The 15,424-nt window shown below is 57.5% G+C and carries 13 protein-coding genes and 1 pseudogene; 3 read left to right on the forward strand and 11 right to left on the reverse strand.

The features are described 5' to 3' along the window. Positions 1 to 105 precede the first annotated feature (105 nt). The 3 genes and pseudogenes from AC3ISI_RS00210 to AC3ISI_RS00220 all read right to left on the reverse strand — a co-directional run. Positions 106 to 207 (reverse strand): annotated as a pseudogene (locus tag AC3ISI_RS00210) (inhibitor of vertebrate lysozyme family protein); the annotation flags it as partial. Between the two features lie 2 nt (positions 208 to 209). Next, the gene (locus AC3ISI_RS00215; RefSeq protein ID WP_003177151.1) at positions 210 to 374 is read right to left on the reverse strand and encodes a DUF1328 domain-containing protein; all 165 of its coding nucleotides are present in this window, start codon (positions 372 to 374) and stop codon (positions 210 to 212) included. 83 nt (positions 375 to 457) lie between these two features. Further along, positions 458 to 745, reverse strand: a complete 288-nt coding sequence (locus tag AC3ISI_RS00220; protein WP_489334941.1) for a hypothetical protein — start codon at positions 743 to 745, stop codon at positions 458 to 460. A 440-nt stretch (positions 746 to 1,185) separates the two neighbouring features. Here AC3ISI_RS00220 and algB point away from each other — a divergent pair, with 440 nt between their 5' ends. Further along, on the forward strand, positions 1,186 to 2,532 hold the full coding sequence (gene algB, locus AC3ISI_RS00225; protein WP_489334943.1) for a sigma-54-dependent response regulator transcription factor AlgB: 1,347 nt from the start codon (positions 1,186 to 1,188) through the stop codon (positions 2,530 to 2,532). Positions 2,533 to 2,542: 10 nt separating this feature from the next. Next, positions 2,543 to 4,333, forward strand: a complete 1,791-nt coding sequence (locus tag AC3ISI_RS00230) for an ATP-binding protein (protein WP_489334944.1) — start codon at positions 2,543 to 2,545, stop codon at positions 4,331 to 4,333. Between the two features lie 7 nt (positions 4,334 to 4,340). Here the strand turns inward: AC3ISI_RS00230 and AC3ISI_RS00235 are convergent, their stop codons facing one another. From AC3ISI_RS00235 to AC3ISI_RS00265, 7 genes are all read right to left on the reverse strand, one after another. Then, positions 4,341 to 5,954, reverse strand: coding sequence for an EAL domain-containing protein (locus AC3ISI_RS00235; protein ID WP_489334945.1), 1,614 nt, complete (start codon positions 5,952 to 5,954; stop codon positions 4,341 to 4,343). Between the two features lie 75 nt (positions 5,955 to 6,029). Further along, the gene (locus AC3ISI_RS00240) at positions 6,030 to 6,806 is read right to left on the reverse strand and encodes an N-acetylmuramoyl-L-alanine amidase (RefSeq protein WP_489334946.1); all 777 of its coding nucleotides are present in this window, start codon (positions 6,804 to 6,806) and stop codon (positions 6,030 to 6,032) included. Positions 6,807 to 6,909: 103 nt separating this feature from the next. Beyond that, complete coding sequence (locus AC3ISI_RS00245) at positions 6,910 to 8,817, reverse strand: GGDEF domain-containing protein (protein ID WP_489334947.1); 1,908 nt, start codon at positions 8,815 to 8,817, stop codon at positions 6,910 to 6,912. Beyond that, the gene (locus AC3ISI_RS00250) at positions 8,814 to 9,692 is read right to left on the reverse strand and encodes an endonuclease/exonuclease/phosphatase family protein (RefSeq protein WP_489334948.1); all 879 of its coding nucleotides are present in this window, start codon (positions 9,690 to 9,692) and stop codon (positions 8,814 to 8,816) included. The genes AC3ISI_RS00245 and AC3ISI_RS00250 overlap by 4 nt, the downstream gene beginning before the upstream one ends. Before the next feature lie 13 nt (positions 9,693 to 9,705). After that, positions 9,706 to 10,347 carry a thiol:disulfide interchange protein DsbA/DsbL gene (locus tag AC3ISI_RS00255; RefSeq protein WP_489334949.1) on the reverse strand — a complete coding sequence of 214 codons (642 nt, stop codon included), beginning with the start codon at positions 10,345 to 10,347 and terminating at the stop codon, positions 9,706 to 9,708. 200 nt (positions 10,348 to 10,547) lie between these two features. Then, on the reverse strand, positions 10,548 to 11,177 hold the full coding sequence (locus AC3ISI_RS00260) for a c-type cytochrome (protein WP_489334950.1): 630 nt from the start codon (positions 11,175 to 11,177) through the stop codon (positions 10,548 to 10,550). A gap of 46 nt (positions 11,178 to 11,223) precedes the next feature. After that, a complete protein-coding gene (locus AC3ISI_RS00265; protein ID WP_027926152.1) occupies positions 11,224 to 11,514 on the reverse strand; it encodes a c-type cytochrome in 291 nt (96 codons plus the stop codon). Positions 11,515 to 11,705: 191 nt separating this feature from the next. Between AC3ISI_RS00265 and yihA the strand changes: the two genes are divergently transcribed. After that, complete coding sequence (yihA, locus tag AC3ISI_RS00270) at positions 11,706 to 12,347, forward strand: ribosome biogenesis GTP-binding protein YihA/YsxC (protein WP_489334951.1); 642 nt, start codon at positions 11,706 to 11,708, stop codon at positions 12,345 to 12,347. Positions 12,348 to 12,646: 299 nt separating this feature from the next. Here the strand turns inward: yihA and polA are convergent, their stop codons facing one another. After that, a complete protein-coding gene (gene polA, locus AC3ISI_RS00275) occupies positions 12,647 to 15,418 on the reverse strand; it encodes a DNA polymerase I (protein ID WP_489334952.1) in 2,772 nt (923 codons plus the stop codon). Between the last annotated feature and the right edge of the window lie 6 nt (positions 15,419 to 15,424).

Genomic DNA, 15,424 nt, shown 5'->3' on the forward strand with positions numbered 1-15,424 from the left:
CCATGGTCATGCGCTTGCCTTCCTCGGGTAGCGCAGTAGAAAGAAGCATGGTGCTTCCTTCATATGACGAATTCAGTACCAGTTCGGATCTTTCTTGAGTTATTCCACCAGCAAGCTCTGCAGCATCTGACCATCATTGGTCGCCATCGCCATGGCACTACCGCCCAGAAGCAGGGCGGCTGCCAGTGTCTTCAACAGAACGCTCATGTTCAGCCTCGACCGCGACGGCCAAAGAAGAAGGAAGCAATAAACATCACCAGGAACACGACAAAGAGAATCTTGGCGATACCCGTGGCGGTGCCCGCGATACCACCGAAGCCCAGTACTGCAGCGATGATGGCAATGATCAAGAATGTGATTGCCCAGCTCAACATGGTGATTCTCCTTACGCTTCATTATTTAGAGGTGTCACTTGTGGTGCTTGTCCCGGCGCAGGGAGCACGCCAAGTTCGGTTAACTAAAACACCCAGCGCTCCTGACGCGGCATCTCATCCAGTGGCTGAGCCTGGCCGACGTCCATCATCCGCATGGGGGTGATGTCAGCCAGGTTGCTACTGGCGGCGCTGAAGTGGGTTTGGGTTGAATGTTGAATCGATACGTGCGGCGCCTCTGGCTGCTGGCTCTGTTCCCAGCGAAGGAACTGCTGGCCGGCGATCAACGTGATCAACATTGCCAGCACAGCAAACAAGCCTTGCTGGATATGCAGTGGCGAGATACGCAGTTGGGCGGCACGGTAGCGATTCATCCTGAAGCTCCTCCCACTTTGGTGGTGATCTTGTTAGAGGGCGTCGTGTAGGAATTGCCCTGGTTACCCAGACCATTGCAGCGTGCATGCCAGTTTTTTTGAACGAATAAAAACCAATAAAAACAATAAGTTATAAAGATGTTGGAAATTGTTTGCGACGCATCCTGCACGATGCCCCCGCCATGGTCGTGCGAAATGCACGAATGATTCGCGGGTGGTTTGAATTTTTTTGAATTGCGTGGTGAACGCAGATGTCAGAAAGAGAGACGAGCAATCGCCTAAATTTCGATTTTTGGATAAAAACCAAGTAATTCAGTTCATTAGGCAGGGCGGTAGCAGATAGCTACCCGACTGGCGCTGGAATGGATCAGAATCGACCATGCAACTTGCCCGATTTATCCGGGACTAACCAAGATCAATCATTAAAGGAGCGTAGGAACATGGAATCAGCCACGGTGCATCAAGGCCGCATTCTGTTGGTGGACGATGAGTCCGCTATCCTGCGAACCTTCCGCTATTGCCTCGAAGACGAAGGCTATAGCGTATCAACCGCGAATAGCGCGGCCCAGGCCGATGCCTTGTTGCAGCGTCAGGTGTTCGATCTGTGCTTCCTGGATTTGCGCCTGGGTGAGGACAATGGCCTGGATGTGTTGGCGCAAATGCGTATTCAGGCGCCATGGATGCGCGTGGTGATCGTCACCGCACACTCGGCCGTCGACACCGCTGTCGATGCGATCCAGGCAGGGGCCGCCGACTACCTTGTCAAGCCGTGCAGCCCCGATCAATTGCGTCTGGCCACCGCTAAGCAGTTGGAAGTGCGACAACTGTCGGCTCGCCTGGAAGCCCTTGAAGGTGAAGTGCGTAAACCCAAGGATGGTCTGGATTCCCACAGCCCAGCCATGAAAGTGGTGCTCGAAACCGCCCGCCAGGTTGCCGGTACCGATGCCAACATTCTGATTCTGGGTGAGTCCGGCACCGGTAAAGGTGAGCTGTCCCAGGCCATTCACGGCTGGAGCAAGCGTCAGAAAAAGTCATGCGTCACGATCAACTGCCCGTCCCTGACAGCCGAATTGATGGAAAGTGAACTCTTCGGTCACAGTCGTGGTGCCTTTACCGGTGCCAGCGAAAGCACGCTCGGGCGCGTCAATCAGGCTGACGGAGGAACGCTGTTTCTCGACGAAATCGGCGACTTTCCGCTGACGCTGCAACCCAAATTGCTGCGGTTCATTCAGGACAAAGAATACGAGCGGGTCGGTGATCCAGTCACCCGTCGCGCCGATGTACGCATTCTTGCAGCGACTAACCTGAATCTTGAAGACATGGTGCGCGACGGTCGATTCCGCGAAGACTTGCTCTATCGACTGAACGTCATCACCTTGCACCTGCCGCCGCTGCGCGAACGCCGTGAAGATATCCTGAACCTGGCTGACCGTTTCTTGGCCCGGTTTGTCAAGGAGTACGCGCGCCCGGCCCGGGCCTTCAGCGATGAAGCCCGTGAGGCGCTATTGAGTTATCGCTGGCCCGGCAACATTCGTGAGCTGCGTAACGTGGTGGAGCGGGCGAGCATTATTTGTCCGCAGGAGCGGGTTGAGATCAGTCACTTGGGCATGGCCGAAACCCCGGTTAACAACGCGCCGCGCATTGGTGCGGCGTTGAGCCTGGATGAATTGGAAAAAGCCCACATCGGTGCAGTACTCGCCACGGCGGAGACACTGGATCAGGCGGCAAAGACCTTGGGCATTGATGCCTCGACTCTGTACCGCAAACGCAAGCAATACAACTTGTGAGCTGCACCCGATGAAACTGGCGATGAAGCTGCGAACTCGGCTGTTCCTGAGTATTTCCGCACTGATCACCGTGGCATTGCTCGGGCTTTTGCTCGGGCTGGTCAGCGTGATGCAGATGGCCGGCTCCCAGGAGGCCCTCGTTCGCAACAACTTCGCCACCCTCGACCTGGGCCTGAAACTGCGTCAGACCCTGGGCGACCAATTGATGGTCATGGTCAGCGAGAAGCCCGATCCCGGCAAGTTCGAGGCGGCCAGGCAACACTACATTCAGTTGCTCGATGAAGGCATCGTCCTCGAACAATCCGGCAATGGCGGCCCGTACGGGTTTAAACAGGCCAAGGATGACTATCTGGATTTTATTCAAGCCTACGGCCAGGTCTCTGATCCGGCCAAGGTATTGAGCGGCAACGAAGCACTCACGGAAAAATTCAACACGTTGCGCAACGGTCTGCTCGCGGAACACAAGCGTGCGCTGGATGACATCAATAACACTGAGCGCCAGTCTCGCGAGCGAGCCTTGCTGGTGGCTGGTCTGCTGGGGTTGGTAGGGTTGGCGGTGCTGATCATTGGTTTTGTAACTGCCCACGCAATTGCCCGACGTTTTGGTGAGCCGATCGAAGCCTTGGCCCAGGCCGCCGACAATATTGGCCAGGGTAATTTCGAAGTGACCCTGCCGATTTCATCCGCCATGGAACTGAACCTGCTGACCAAGCGTTTCGGGATCATGGCCGAGGCATTGCGCGAGCACCAGGCCACCAATGTCGATGAGCTGCTCGCCGGGCAACAACGGCTGCAAGCCGTGCTCGACAGCATCGACGACGGATTGTTGATGATTGATCGCGAAGGTCATCTCGAACACCTCAATCCGGTGGCTCAGCGCCAATTGGGTTGGGACACCAATCGCCTCGGCCAAGGCCTGGGCGCCGCCCTTGAGCGTCCCGAGCTGGATCAACAGCTGCAACTGGTGTTGCGCGGCGGCATGCTGGAGCGTGCGCCGGAAGACTTGAATATCGAGGTGGATGGTGAGTCGAGGTTGCTGACCTACAGCCTGACGCCGGTCATCCATACCCAAGGTCATATTCTCGGCGCGGTAATGGTGTTGCATGACGTCACCGAACAGCGCGCATTCGAACGGGTGCGCAGCGAGTTTGTCTTGCGGGCTTCCCATGAATTGCGAACGCCGGTTACCGGCATGCATATGGCTTTCGGTCTGTTTCGCGAGCGGGCGAAATTTCCACAGGATTCCCGCGAAGCCGACCTGCTGGATACCGTCAATGAAGAAATGCAGCGCTTGATGCAGTTGATCAACGACCTGCTGAATTTCTCTCGCTACCAGAACGGATTGCAAAAACTGTCCCTGGCCCCGTGCTCCATTGAGGATCTACTGGCGCAGGCGCAGGACCGATTTGCCGGGGCTGCGGCGGAGCAGGGCATCGAATTGCGGGTAGAAATACAAGGGCCGCTGCCCCGGTTGCAAGCTGATCAACCGCAGTTGGACCGGGTGCTCGACAACCTGATCGACAATGCGTTGCGCCATACCGCACGGGAAGGGCTGATTCGTTTGCAGGCCCGTCGCCATGGCGAGCGGGTAATTATCAGTGTCGAGGACAACGGCGAAGGGATTGCCTATGGTCAGCAAGGGCGAATATTCGAGCCCTTTGTCCAGGTCGGCCGCAAGAAAGGCGGTGCCGGGCTGGGTTTGGCACTGTGCAAAGAAATTGTGCAACTGCACGGTGGGCGGATGGGTGTCTATTCGCGGCCGGGGCAGGGTACGCAGTTCTACATGGCGCTGGCGGTGTAAGGCGCTTTCACGCCTCGTCATTCATACGCCGACCTGCCTTTCTACGGCCGCGGGTAATCAGTTCGATGAACTGCACGGAGCTCAAGGCATGGGCGAACAACCAGCCCTGACCGAACCTCACTCCCTCGCTGCTTAGAAACGCGGCCTGCGCTTCATGTTCGATGCCCTCGGCGATCACTTTGAGTTGCAGCGCTTGTGCCATGTGAATGATGTGCGGTGCGACGCCGCTGCTAGCGGCATCATGGCCCAGTGCATCGATAAAAGCCTTGTCGATCTTCAGGCAGTCCACCGGCAGGGTTTGCAGGTAGGCAAGGCTGCAATAGCCGGTGCCAAAGTCATCGATCAATACCTGATGCCCGACATCGCGCAACGCTTGCAGGTTTTCCCTGGCCACTACCACATCGATCAATCCTCGCTCTGTTACCTCGAAGGCAATCTGCTGTGCAGCGACTCGGTGCAGTGTCAGCAGGCGGGCCATCACCTGACCGATACGCGGCACCATCACATCGCACGCAGCGAGGTTTACCGAGATATACAGTTGCGGGTTGGCGCGTAGCAGTTGCCCCAATTGTTCGAGCAGCCGTTGCAGTACGAAATCGGTCATCTGCCGGATCTGGCCAGTGTTTTCCGCCATTGGGATAAACAGGTCGGGGCTGGTCAATGTGCCGTCTGGCCTTCGCCAGCGCAGCAACGCTTCGGCACCGACGCAGTTTCGGCTGTCAAGATCGAAGATTGGTTGATACAGCACTTGAAGCTCACCTCGCCGTATGGCGCCGTGCAGTTCGGCGTCCAGCGACTGACGCTGGCGTACCAGCAGAAACACCAGAAAACCAACAATCACACCCAGCACCAGACTGGCAGGAAGCAACCACCACCACACCGCCGGCACGTGCATGACAGTGCGCGGTGTGATCAATACCAGTTGGTATTCCGGATTGTTAGTGGGCATGTGGTAAATCAAACGGGTTTGCGTGACTTGCAGTGCGTCGCGGCTTTTGGGGACCCAGGATTCCCTCGGTGGCCAGGCTTGAGCGGCACCCAGGACGGGAATGGCGCGAGTGCCGTGGTCCAGCACCACCAGCAGGCTGCTTCCGGGCGACAAGTCGACCATGTCGGTCAAATGTCCACGAGACGTTGCCACCCGGAAATTTCCCCTGCCAAGCATCAGCGCAGCACGGTTTTCATCGGGTTCGGTGGTGGTGTTCAGCCAATAGCTGTAGGTGGGGCCTTTGATGTCGGGCGGTCGCAGCAGCGAAAGCCCTTCCTGGCGAGGCCGATTGGAGCACAAGCGTGAATCATCAACGTAAGCTGCTTCGTAGACGAAGCGGTAATTGAAGCTGACCTGTTGCAAGGTTGCGATCAATTCGGCATCGCAGCCTCGGAGCGGTTGGGCTTCGAGGTCGTCGAGGCTTTCGCGCAGCTGCCCGAACAGCTGTTCCAGGCGAGCGAGGAAACGCTCGCCCTGAGCGTTCATTTCCTGGCTTTCGTTCTGTTCAACCTGATGCATCGCCACGAACAGACTGCCGGTGATCAATAAAGTCGCGCTCAGGGCAGCCGCCAACATCGCCAAAAACCAGGGGCGATAGAACCAGCTACGGAGTGTCTCACGCGCTACAGCCATAATTGATATCCGAAGAATTACCAATGAGTTATAGCTGCTGATGGAGAAAAAGCTCTTACCGTTGGACGGGCGCCATTAATTTGTCTGGTTCAGGACCTGCAGGATCGCAGCCGATTCAGCGTCTGGCGTGCCGTCGAAGCGGGAAGGGCGGAAGTGCATCTGAAAAGCCGCCAATACATGGCGTGTTGCTACATCCAGTTCACCGGTTTGTGGTGTGTCATAACCCAATTTGGCCAGTTGTCCCTGAAACCAGCTGATGCTCGGTAATTGCGCTGCGAATTGGGTTTGCTGACGTGCCACTGCCTGTTCGTTCGGCCAGATCCCGATGCCTTCGGCGGCCAGGCGTTTCCAGGGGAACAGCGGACCCGGATCAAGCTTGCGCAGTGGCGCGATGTCACTATGGCCGATGATGGCGCGAGGATGGATGTTGTAACGCTTGCTGATGTCTTTGAGCAGGACGATCAACGACTGCACCTGATCTTCACTGTAGGGGTACCAGACGCGTCCGGTGGGGGTGTCTTTGAAGCCTGGGTTGACGATTTCGATACCGATGGAGCTGGAGTTCAGCCAGGTCCTGCCTTGCCATTCGCTTTCGCCCGCGTGCCAGGCGCGATAATTCTCGTCCATCAACTTATAAATGGTGGCGCCTTTGTCGTCGCCAATCAGGTAATGACTGCTGACTTCGCCATGAGTCAGCAACTGCAGTGAGCGCTCCAGCGAGGCGTTGGTGTAATGCAACACCACGAACTGGATGCGACTGTCGTAATTGGCCGAAGGGTGGCTGGTGTCGATCCGCGGACCGCTGGCACAACCGGCCAACAGCAGTGACACAATGAGAGCAAGATATTTCATGGCAGAGGCTGTACACATAAGGCAGTAATGCAACAGTGTAACGTACTGCTTTGAATGCCGACGGCAAATGCTCTGTTTTAAACAAAATGGAACAAAATGGCCGTTAACCGGCCTCGACCCGATTGCGCCCGGCGTTTTTGGCGCGATAGAGCGCTTGATCGGCTCTTTTGAGTGCCATATCGCTATGTTCCCCAGGCTTTAACGCCGTAAGTCCAATGGAAATAGTGATGGTTACTCGTTCACCTTTAAAGTGAAAAGGGCAGGCCTCGATCGAGGCGCGCAGGGTGTCCAGCAGTTTTGCACCGACTGCTGGCACCGTACCGGGCATCAGCAGCACAAACTCCTCGCCACCAAATCGCGCGATGAAATCGGTGCCGCGCAGGTGCTTGCGCAGCACGTTGGCGATGATCTTCAGCACCTTGTCGCCTGCCAGGTGGCCATAGTTGTCGTTGATGCTTTTGAAGTGATCGAGATCCAGCATGGCCAGCAAAAGGGAACTGCCGTGTCGTTGCCATTGGCCGACTTCGTGATCCAGGCGTTCGCTCCAGGCGGCTCGATTGGGCAGGCCGGTGAGTGGATCGATCAGCGCTTTCTGACGTTGCTCTTCAAGGTGTTCACGGTAACCCAGCGCTTCCTGCTCCATGTGCGCCACCCGTTCAGCCAGGCTGTGTAACCGTGCGGCAACCTCTTGTTCACGCTCGTCACGCTGCTTCTGGTGTTGATCCATGGTACCCAGCAGGTCTTCAAGATGGTTTTCCAGGACGAGCTTGAGGTCGTCCAGGTCCGCCGCTTCCTGCATGCTGCTGTGCAAACCGTCGACTTGTTCGCGGATCTGTGTATCCATCTGGCGCGCCGCAGAGCGGCTGTCGGCGTGGCCCTCGCTGGCCGCCTGCAAGTTACTCTGGAAGGACTCCAGGCGTTCATTGAGTTGCAGTAAATAGGCTTCGAACTCGTGCTGACCGCTGTCGTTTATCGCCAGCATCAAGGTCGCTAGATCGTCGAGGATCGGAATCAATTCATACCAGTTCAAACCCTGTTGCAGGCGATCACGCATCGCTTCGGCTTGGGGGCGGTGGCGCTCCGGTAATGTCAGATCGTCGAGCAGACCCAGCAATGTGTCTTCAATGTGTTTGGCAACCGAGCTGTAGGACGGCTCCGGGGAGTCGGGCAAGGCGTAAAGGAAAGCCTCTGGTTCGCTGTGCTCTGGCTCAATAGTTGTGAATGCCGAGGTCAGCTCACCAGGATTGATTGCCAGATGAATCGCAGTGGCGGGTGCGAGGAGGGCAAGGGCGAGCTCTTCCTGATGTTCAATGTCGGGTGCTATTTGTGGTTCTGGAGCTGGCGCACAGACAGCGACCGCTTCAAGGGCGGGCAAGCCCTCATTGGGTGAATGATCGACATGCGCAATCTCGGCAGCCGGTTCCACAGGCTGCGTAGCCGTTGTGTGAGCGACAGGATTGAATACCTGCGGCACTTCCTCATCAGCTTCGCGGCTGCCAAACAATCTCTGCAGAAAGCCGGGCCGCTCGGGCTCCTCAGGGTTCTCCAGCAGGCTCAAGGCTTTGCCTTGCAGGCCGCTCAGTTCGCCGAGCAGTAACGGGATTTCGCGGGCCTGACTGACTCTACCCTCAAGCTTTTTGGCAAAGCTCTTGAGCGGTCGACTCACGTCCCGGGGCAGCGGCAATGATTGCAGTTGCGCAACCAGCGCAGTCAGTGCAGCGCTGGTCTGATCGATTCGGGTTTCCCGGCGCTTCTCGGAATCGAGCACGGCTTTTTCGAGTCGCGGCAGCAGGGCGGCCAAGCCGGCGTCCATGTCATCGGTGCGCACGACGTCGCGCATCTCTTTCATACATTGGTCGACGGCGCGGTCAGTGCCCTCTGCAGCCAGTGTGCTACGCACCAGCCCACGGCGCAGCAGGTCGAGCCGGGCGTCCCAGCGACGTTCAAGCTTTTCCTGTTGTTCGATGCTTTTGAGGTATTTCTCTTTCCAGCGTTGTGTTTCGTCGCTCATTCATGGGGTCCGCGAGGGGCAGGGCTCAACGCGGGTAATGCATCTGCCGTGAGCGAACCCGGCAGACGAATCTCTACCGCGACCGGCAGGTGATCGGAAATAGGCTGTGCCAAGACCTCGACCTTTTCAAGGGTCAGCGTAGGGCTTAGCAGAATATGGTCCAGGCAGCGCTGAGGGCGCCAGCTGGGGAAGGTTGCTTCCAATTGCGGCGCGAGCAGGCCGAGGTCACGCAGTGGGGAGTTTTGCAGCAAGTCACTGGCATGGGTATTCATGTCGCCCATCAGCACCTGATGTTTATAACCGCCAATCAACTCGCGAATGTAGGCCAGTTGCAGGCTGCGAACGCGAGCGCCCAGCGCCAGATGCATCATGACCACCACCAACGCCTCCGGACCTTCTCCGAAGCGCACCAGAATCGCTCCGCGACCCTTGGGGCCTGGCAGCGGGTGATCTTCAATGGCCCACGGGCGCAAGCGACTGAGCACGCCATTGCTGTGCTGGCCGAGGCGACCGAGGTTGCGATTGAGTTGTTGATACCAGTAGGGGAAGGCGCCGAGTTGGGCCAGGTGTTCAACTTGATTGACATAGCCTGAGCGCAAGCTGCCGCCATCGGCTTCTTGCAAGGCGACCAGGTCGAAGTCGCCAAGCAGGTTGCCGATCTTTTGCAGGTTGTCGGCTCGCCCGGTGTGCGGCAACAGGTGTTGCCAGCCCCGGGTCAGGTAGTGCCGATACCGCTCGGTACTGATACCGACCTGGATATTAAAACTGAGCAAGCGCAGACGACTGTCTGCGGGCAGGCCCGTGGATTCCAGGTGATGTTCGTTGACCCGTGGATCATGCAGGCCAACAACGCGTTCAGTTCCCCAGCGGCGCATGGCAGTGCTTCGCTTAGTTGGCGGCAGCCTTGTTAGCCGCTCGCTCTTTGTCGACCAGTGTATCGGCCAGTTTCAGGGCCTGCTCGGCACCGCCGGCAGAGCCCACGTCAAAGCGGTATTTGCCGTTGACGATCATGGTGGGTACGCCAGAGATCTCATACTTCTTGGCCAGCTCTTTGGCCTGGACGATTTTGCCCTTGATGGCGAAGGAGTTGAAGGTAGCCAGGAACTTGTCTTTATCGACGCCCTGAGTGGCCAGGAACTCGGCCATTTCATCTGGAGTGACCAGCTTCTTGTGTTCTTTTTGGATCGCTTCGAAAACTGCCGCGTGAACCTTGTGCTCGACGCCCATGGCTTCCAGGGTCAGGAACATCTGGCCGTGTGCGTCCCAAGGACCGCCGAACATGGCAGGAATGCGGACGAAGTTGACGTCGGAAGGCAATTTCTCGACCCAAGGATTGATCACCGGTTCGAACGCGAAGCAGTGCGGGCAGCCATACCAGAACAGCTCCACGACTTCGATCTTGCCAGGCACGGCGACCGGAACCGGATTGGCCAGTTCGACATAAGGGGCGGCGGGGGCTTCGGCGGCTTGGGCAGTCATGCCGAACAGGCTGGCAGCGACGAATGCGGCGCTGATGATCAGATTACGCATGCTTTACTCCTGGACAATTTTGATCGCCTCGCGCGACCTGTTTTAAGAAAGGTCATGGCGGGCTTGAGTTCTGTAGTGTAACGGCAGCGGCCACAAAAAAGGGCGGCCTAAGCCACCCTTTTTATACTTGCTGCGACGGATTAATCGAGCGTTAACGTTGCAAGAGATGTTCATCGCTAGCAACGCTCGATCAACCGGCCTTAGTGCAGGCCTTGAATGTAACTGGACACAGCGGCGATATCTTCGTCGCTCAGTCGTTTGGCGATGGTCTGCATGGTTTTGGCATCGCCATCGTTGGTGCGTCCGCCTTCTTCCTTGCGGAAATCGGTCAGTTGCTTGGCGACGTATTGAGCGTGCTGGCCGCCCAGGTGCGGGAAGCCGGCAGCGGCGTTACCTGCGCCATTTGGCGAGTGGCAACCGGTGCAGGCTGGCAAGCCCTTGGCCAGGTCGCCGCCACGGAACAAGGCTTCACCGCGAGCCACGATTTTAGGGTCGGCGGCGCCAACACTGCCATTCTGCTTGGAGAAGTAGGCCGCGATATCGGCGAGATCCTGGTCGCTCAGGTTGGTCAGCAGGCCGGTCATTTCCAGAACGGTGCGCTTGCCCGACTTGATGTCGTGCAGCTGTTTGGTCAGGTAACGTTCACCCTGGCCTGCCAGTTTTGGAAAGTTAGGCGCCATGCTGTTGCCATCCGGGCCATGACAGGCGCCACATACTGCGGCTTTTGCCTGGCCTGCGGCGGCGTCACCAGGTTTTACTGGCTCACCTGCAGCATGGGCAATGCCGGAGATCCCCACGGTCAACAGCAGACTCACGATCAATTTGTTCATCAGCTAATCCAACTACGGCTAAGGGTTAAAGAGTTATGGACCGGAATCACTCGCTCATCCAGTGGATGATGGCCTGGTAATCCTCGGCACTGCAGTCCATGCACAAACCACGCGGCGGCATCGCCTTGAAACCCTGGGTCACGTGTTGCACCAGCGTCTCCATACCTTTCGCCAACCTCGGCGTCCAAGCTTCCTGATCGCCCTTTTGAGGGGCCATGGGTAGTTGGCCGGAATGACAGGCACCACAAACACGGTTGTACACAGCTTCCGGATCCTGTGTAGCCTGAGCGCTGTAAAGCGGTATCAAGACACCGGCAGCTAGCAGCCATTTCGTCATAAAACGACCTTTTCAGGGTTGAGAGCATGTTGCGTTCTAGTGCGCAATCAAGGTCAATCGCTCTCGTGAACTTCATCCTACGCTGGGACAAAGCGCACACAAAATCTGCGGCATTATATACTGGCGTCACTGAAACGGAAACGACACCGCTTGCCGCGTCCATTCCCGGCGCCGCCCACATCGGAAATCCCATGCAACTCAAGAATCCCATCCTCGGCCTGTGCCAACAGTCCACCTTCATGCTCAGCGCTGCCAAAGTCGATCAATGCCCGGACGATGAAGGCTTTGAAGTGGCCTTCGCTGGCCGTTCCAACGCCGGCAAGTCCAGTGCGCTGAACACCCTGACGCACGCCAGTCTTGCGCGAACCTCGAAAACTCCGGGGCGCACGCAGCTCTTGAACTTCTTCAAGCTAGACGATGATCGTCGTCTGGTCGACCTTCCGGGTTACGGTTATGCAAAAGTCCCTATCCCGTTGAAGCTGCACTGGCAGCGTCACCTGGAAGCGTATCTGGGTGGTCGCGAGAGTTTGAAAGGTCTGATTTTGATGATGGACATCCGTCATCCAATGACCGACTTCGACTTGTTGATGCTCGATTGGGCTGTTGCCAGCGGCATGCCAATGCATATCTTGCTGACCAAAGCCGACAAGCTGACGTACGGCGCGGCGAAAAACGTCCTGCTCAAAGTTCAGTCAGATATCCGCAAAGGTTGGGGTGACGCGATCAGTATTCAGCTGTTTTCGGCGCCAAAACGCCTGGGGCTGGAAGACGCCTACACTGTACTGGCGGGCTGGATGGAGCTGGCGGACAAAGGTTCCGAGGCTGCCGAGTAAGGCGTTGAGGCAAATCGCGGGCAAAAAAAACCCCGGACTTCTATGGGGAGGGGGAAGTTCCGGGGCTCAAGTTCCGGACCGCTAGGGCGGGGTCCAGATTATCTGCCAACACTTAACACAACATAGGAGCATCGAAGGGCTTCACCAGCCATTCAGTAACTCTGAGTCGCAGTTGACGGGTTTAGTTCCGCAGAAGTTCCAAATCTATTGGAAATAAACCCAAGCATTTTTCGATATAAAGCGCTCCGCGCTTTCTGCTGCGGCGCTATGCCACAGCAGAAAGCACCTGTTCAGATGGCTCAGTGAGCTTCATCCCAGTTATTTCCGACCCCAACCTCTACCAGAAGCGGCACATCCAGCTTCGCGGCATCGCTCATGTGGGTGCGAATTTCTTCACGAACCTGATCGACCAAATCTTCACGGACCTCCAGCACCAATTCATCGTGCACCTGCAAGATTACTTTGGCGTCGAGGCCTGACGAAGTCAGCCAATTATCCACAGCCACCATGGCTTTCTTGATGATATCTGCCGCCGTGCCTTGCATCGGGGCGTTGATCGCCGTGCGCTCGGCACCTTTGCGCAGGGCCGGGTTTTTCGCGTTGATTTCCGGCAGGTACAGACGACGACCGAAGATCGTCTCAACAAAACCTTGCTCGGCAGCTTGGGCGCGAGTGCGCTCCATGTATTGCAGCACGCCTGGGTAGCGGGCGAAATAACGGTCGATGTACGCCTGAGACTGCTTGCGATCAACACCGATCTGCTTGGCCAGGCCAAACGCGCTCATGCCGTAGATCAAGCCGAAGTTGATCGCCTTGGCGCTACGACGCTGATCAGTGGTCACATCCGCCAGTTCAACGCCGAAGACTTCGGCCGCTGTGGCTTTGTGCACGTCCAGATTATTGCGGAACGCATGCAGCAAGCCTTCGTCCTTGGCCAGATGGGCCATGATCCGTAGTTCGATTTGCGAGTAGTCCGCAGCCAGCAACTTGTAGCCTGTAGGTGCAATAAACGCCTGACGAATCCGCCGGCCTTCGGCGGTGCGGATCGGAATGTTCTGCAGGTTCGGATCACTGGATGACAAACGCCCGGTCGCCGCGACAGCCTGATGATAAGAGGTGTGAATCCGCCCGGTGCGCGGGTTGATCTGCTCCGGCAGACGGTCGGTGTAGGTGCTTTTCAGCTTGCTCATCGAGCGGTACTGCATCAGCACCTTGGGTAGCGGGAAATCCTGCTCGGCCAGTTCTGCCAGCACGGCTTCGGCGGTGGAGGCCTGGCCCTTGGCTGTTTTGCTGAGCACCGGCAGACCGAGTTTTTCGTACAGGATCACGCCCAATTGCTTAGGTGAGCCGAGGTTGAATTCTTCGCCAGCGATGGCGAACGCCTCACGCTCGAGTGCGACCATCTTCTCGCCCAGTTCCACGCTCTGAATGCCCAGCAGATTAGCGTCGACCAATGCACCCTGGCGTTCAATCCGAGCGAGCACCGATACCAGCGGCATTTCGATTTCGCTGAGGACTTTGCTCAGGCTTGGGATGGCATTGAGCTTTTCCTGCAACGTTTGATGCAGGCGCAGGGTCACGTCGGCGTCTTCGGCGGCGTAAGGTCCGGCCAGTTCCAGCGAAATCTGGTCGAACGTCAGCTGCTTGGCACCTTTGCCGGCGATCTCCTGAAAACTCGTGGTGGTGTGATTCAGGTACTTGAGTGCCAGGCTGTCCATGTCGTGGCGGGTCGCAGTGGAGTCCAGCACGTAGGATTCGAGCATGGTGTCGAAAGCGATGCCCTGTACGGTGATGCCGCAGCTCTGATCGCCGCCGATGGCGCAGTTCGCCAGAATGTTCATGTCGAACTTGGCGTGCTGACCAACCTTGAGCTTGTTCGGATCTTCCAGAATCGGTTTCAGTGCGCGAAGCACGGTGTCGCGGTCCAGCTGATCCGGCACGCCCATGTAGGAATGGGTCAGCGGGATGTAGGCAGCTTCGTTGGCTTGTACAGCGAACGACAGGCCGACCAGTTGAGCCTGCTGTGCATCAATGCCGGTGGTTTCGGTATCGAAGGCGATCAGCTTGGCGTCGTTGAGCTTCTTCAGCCACAGGTCGAAATCAGCCTGGGTGAGGATCGTGGTGTATTTGAGTTCGGTCTCGGCGACGGCTTCTTCAGCCGCTGGCGCGGTTACTTCCTGCCCGGAGCGTTTGGCGTCGCGCTGGTTGTCTTCGAACCAGCTCTTGAACTCCAGCAAAGTGTACAGCTCAGCGAGCTTGTCGTGATCCGGTTTGCCCATTTGCAAGTCATCGAGGCCAATGTCCAGCGGCACGTCGATCTTGATGGTTGCCAGTTGGTAGGAGAGGAACGCCATCTCCTTGTGCTCTTCGAGCTTGGCCGGCAAAGTTTTTGCGCCGCGAATCGGCAGGGTCGGGACGATGTCGAGCTGTGCATACAGTTCGGTCAGGCCGCCGTTCACACCCACCAGCAGGCCGGAAGCGGTCTTCGGGCCAATACCTGGAACGCCGGGGATGTTGTCGGAAGAGTCGCCCATGAGTGCCAGATAATCGATGATCTGCTCGGGAGCGACGCCGAATTTCTCCTTCACGCCCTCTACGTCCATGCTGCTACCGGTCATGGTGTTGACCAAGGTAATGTGGCCGTCGACCAGTTGCGCCATGTCCTTGTCGCCGGTGGAGATGATCACCGGACGATCCGCCGCTGCACTGCTGCGGGCCAGGGTGCCGATCACGTCATCGGCCTCGACGCCTTCGACACACAGCAGCGGGAAGCCCAACGCGATTACGCTCTGGTGCAGAGGCTCGATTTGCACGCGCATATCGTCGGGCATGCTCGGACGGTTTGCCTTGTATTCGGCGTACATGTCATCGCGAAATGTCCCACCCTTGGCGTCGAACACCACGGCGAACGGGCTGTCCGGGTACTGCTTGCGCAGACTCTTGAGCATGTTCAATACGCCCTTGACCGCACCGGTCGGCAGGCCTTTGGATGTAGTCAGCGGTGGCAGCGCGTGAAAGGCGCGGTACAGGTAAGAAGAACCGTCCACCAGGACGAGGGGGGCTTGGCTCATGAGCAG

This window comes from Pseudomonas sp. GL_139_B (assembly GCF_057834475.1).

Coding starts and splice junctions, on each gene's coding strand:
- AC3ISI_RS00215 (WP_003177151.1), bottom strand. CDS start 374: ATGTTGAGCTGGGCAATCACATTCTTGATCATTGCCATCATCGCTGCA.
- AC3ISI_RS00220 (WP_489334941.1), bottom strand. CDS start 745: ATGAATCGCTACCGTGCCGCCCAACTGCGTATCTCGCCACTGCATATC.
- algB (WP_489334943.1), top strand. CDS start 1,186: ATGGAATCAGCCACGGTGCATCAAGGCCGCATTCTGTTGGTGGACGAT.
- AC3ISI_RS00230 (WP_489334944.1), top strand. CDS start 2,543: ATGAAACTGGCGATGAAGCTGCGAACTCGGCTGTTCCTGAGTATTTCC.
- AC3ISI_RS00235 (WP_489334945.1), bottom strand. CDS start 5,954: ATGGCTGTAGCGCGTGAGACACTCCGTAGCTGGTTCTATCGCCCCTGG.
- AC3ISI_RS00240 (WP_489334946.1), bottom strand. CDS start 6,806: ATGAAATATCTTGCTCTCATTGTGTCACTGCTGTTGGCCGGTTGTGCC.
- AC3ISI_RS00245 (WP_489334947.1), bottom strand. CDS start 8,817: ATGAGCGACGAAACACAACGCTGGAAAGAGAAATACCTCAAAAGCATC.
- AC3ISI_RS00250 (WP_489334948.1), bottom strand. CDS start 9,692: ATGCGCCGCTGGGGAACTGAACGCGTTGTTGGCCTGCATGATCCACGG.
- AC3ISI_RS00255 (WP_489334949.1), bottom strand. CDS start 10,347: ATGCGTAATCTGATCATCAGCGCCGCATTCGTCGCTGCCAGCCTGTTC.
- AC3ISI_RS00260 (WP_489334950.1), bottom strand. CDS start 11,177: ATGAACAAATTGATCGTGAGTCTGCTGTTGACCGTGGGGATCTCCGGC.
- AC3ISI_RS00265 (WP_027926152.1), bottom strand. CDS start 11,514: ATGACGAAATGGCTGCTAGCTGCCGGTGTCTTGATACCGCTTTACAGC.
- yihA (WP_489334951.1), top strand. CDS start 11,706: ATGCAACTCAAGAATCCCATCCTCGGCCTGTGCCAACAGTCCACCTTC.
- polA (WP_489334952.1), bottom strand. CDS start 15,418: ATGAGCCAAGCCCCCCTCGTCCTGGTGGACGGTTCTTCTTACCTGTAC.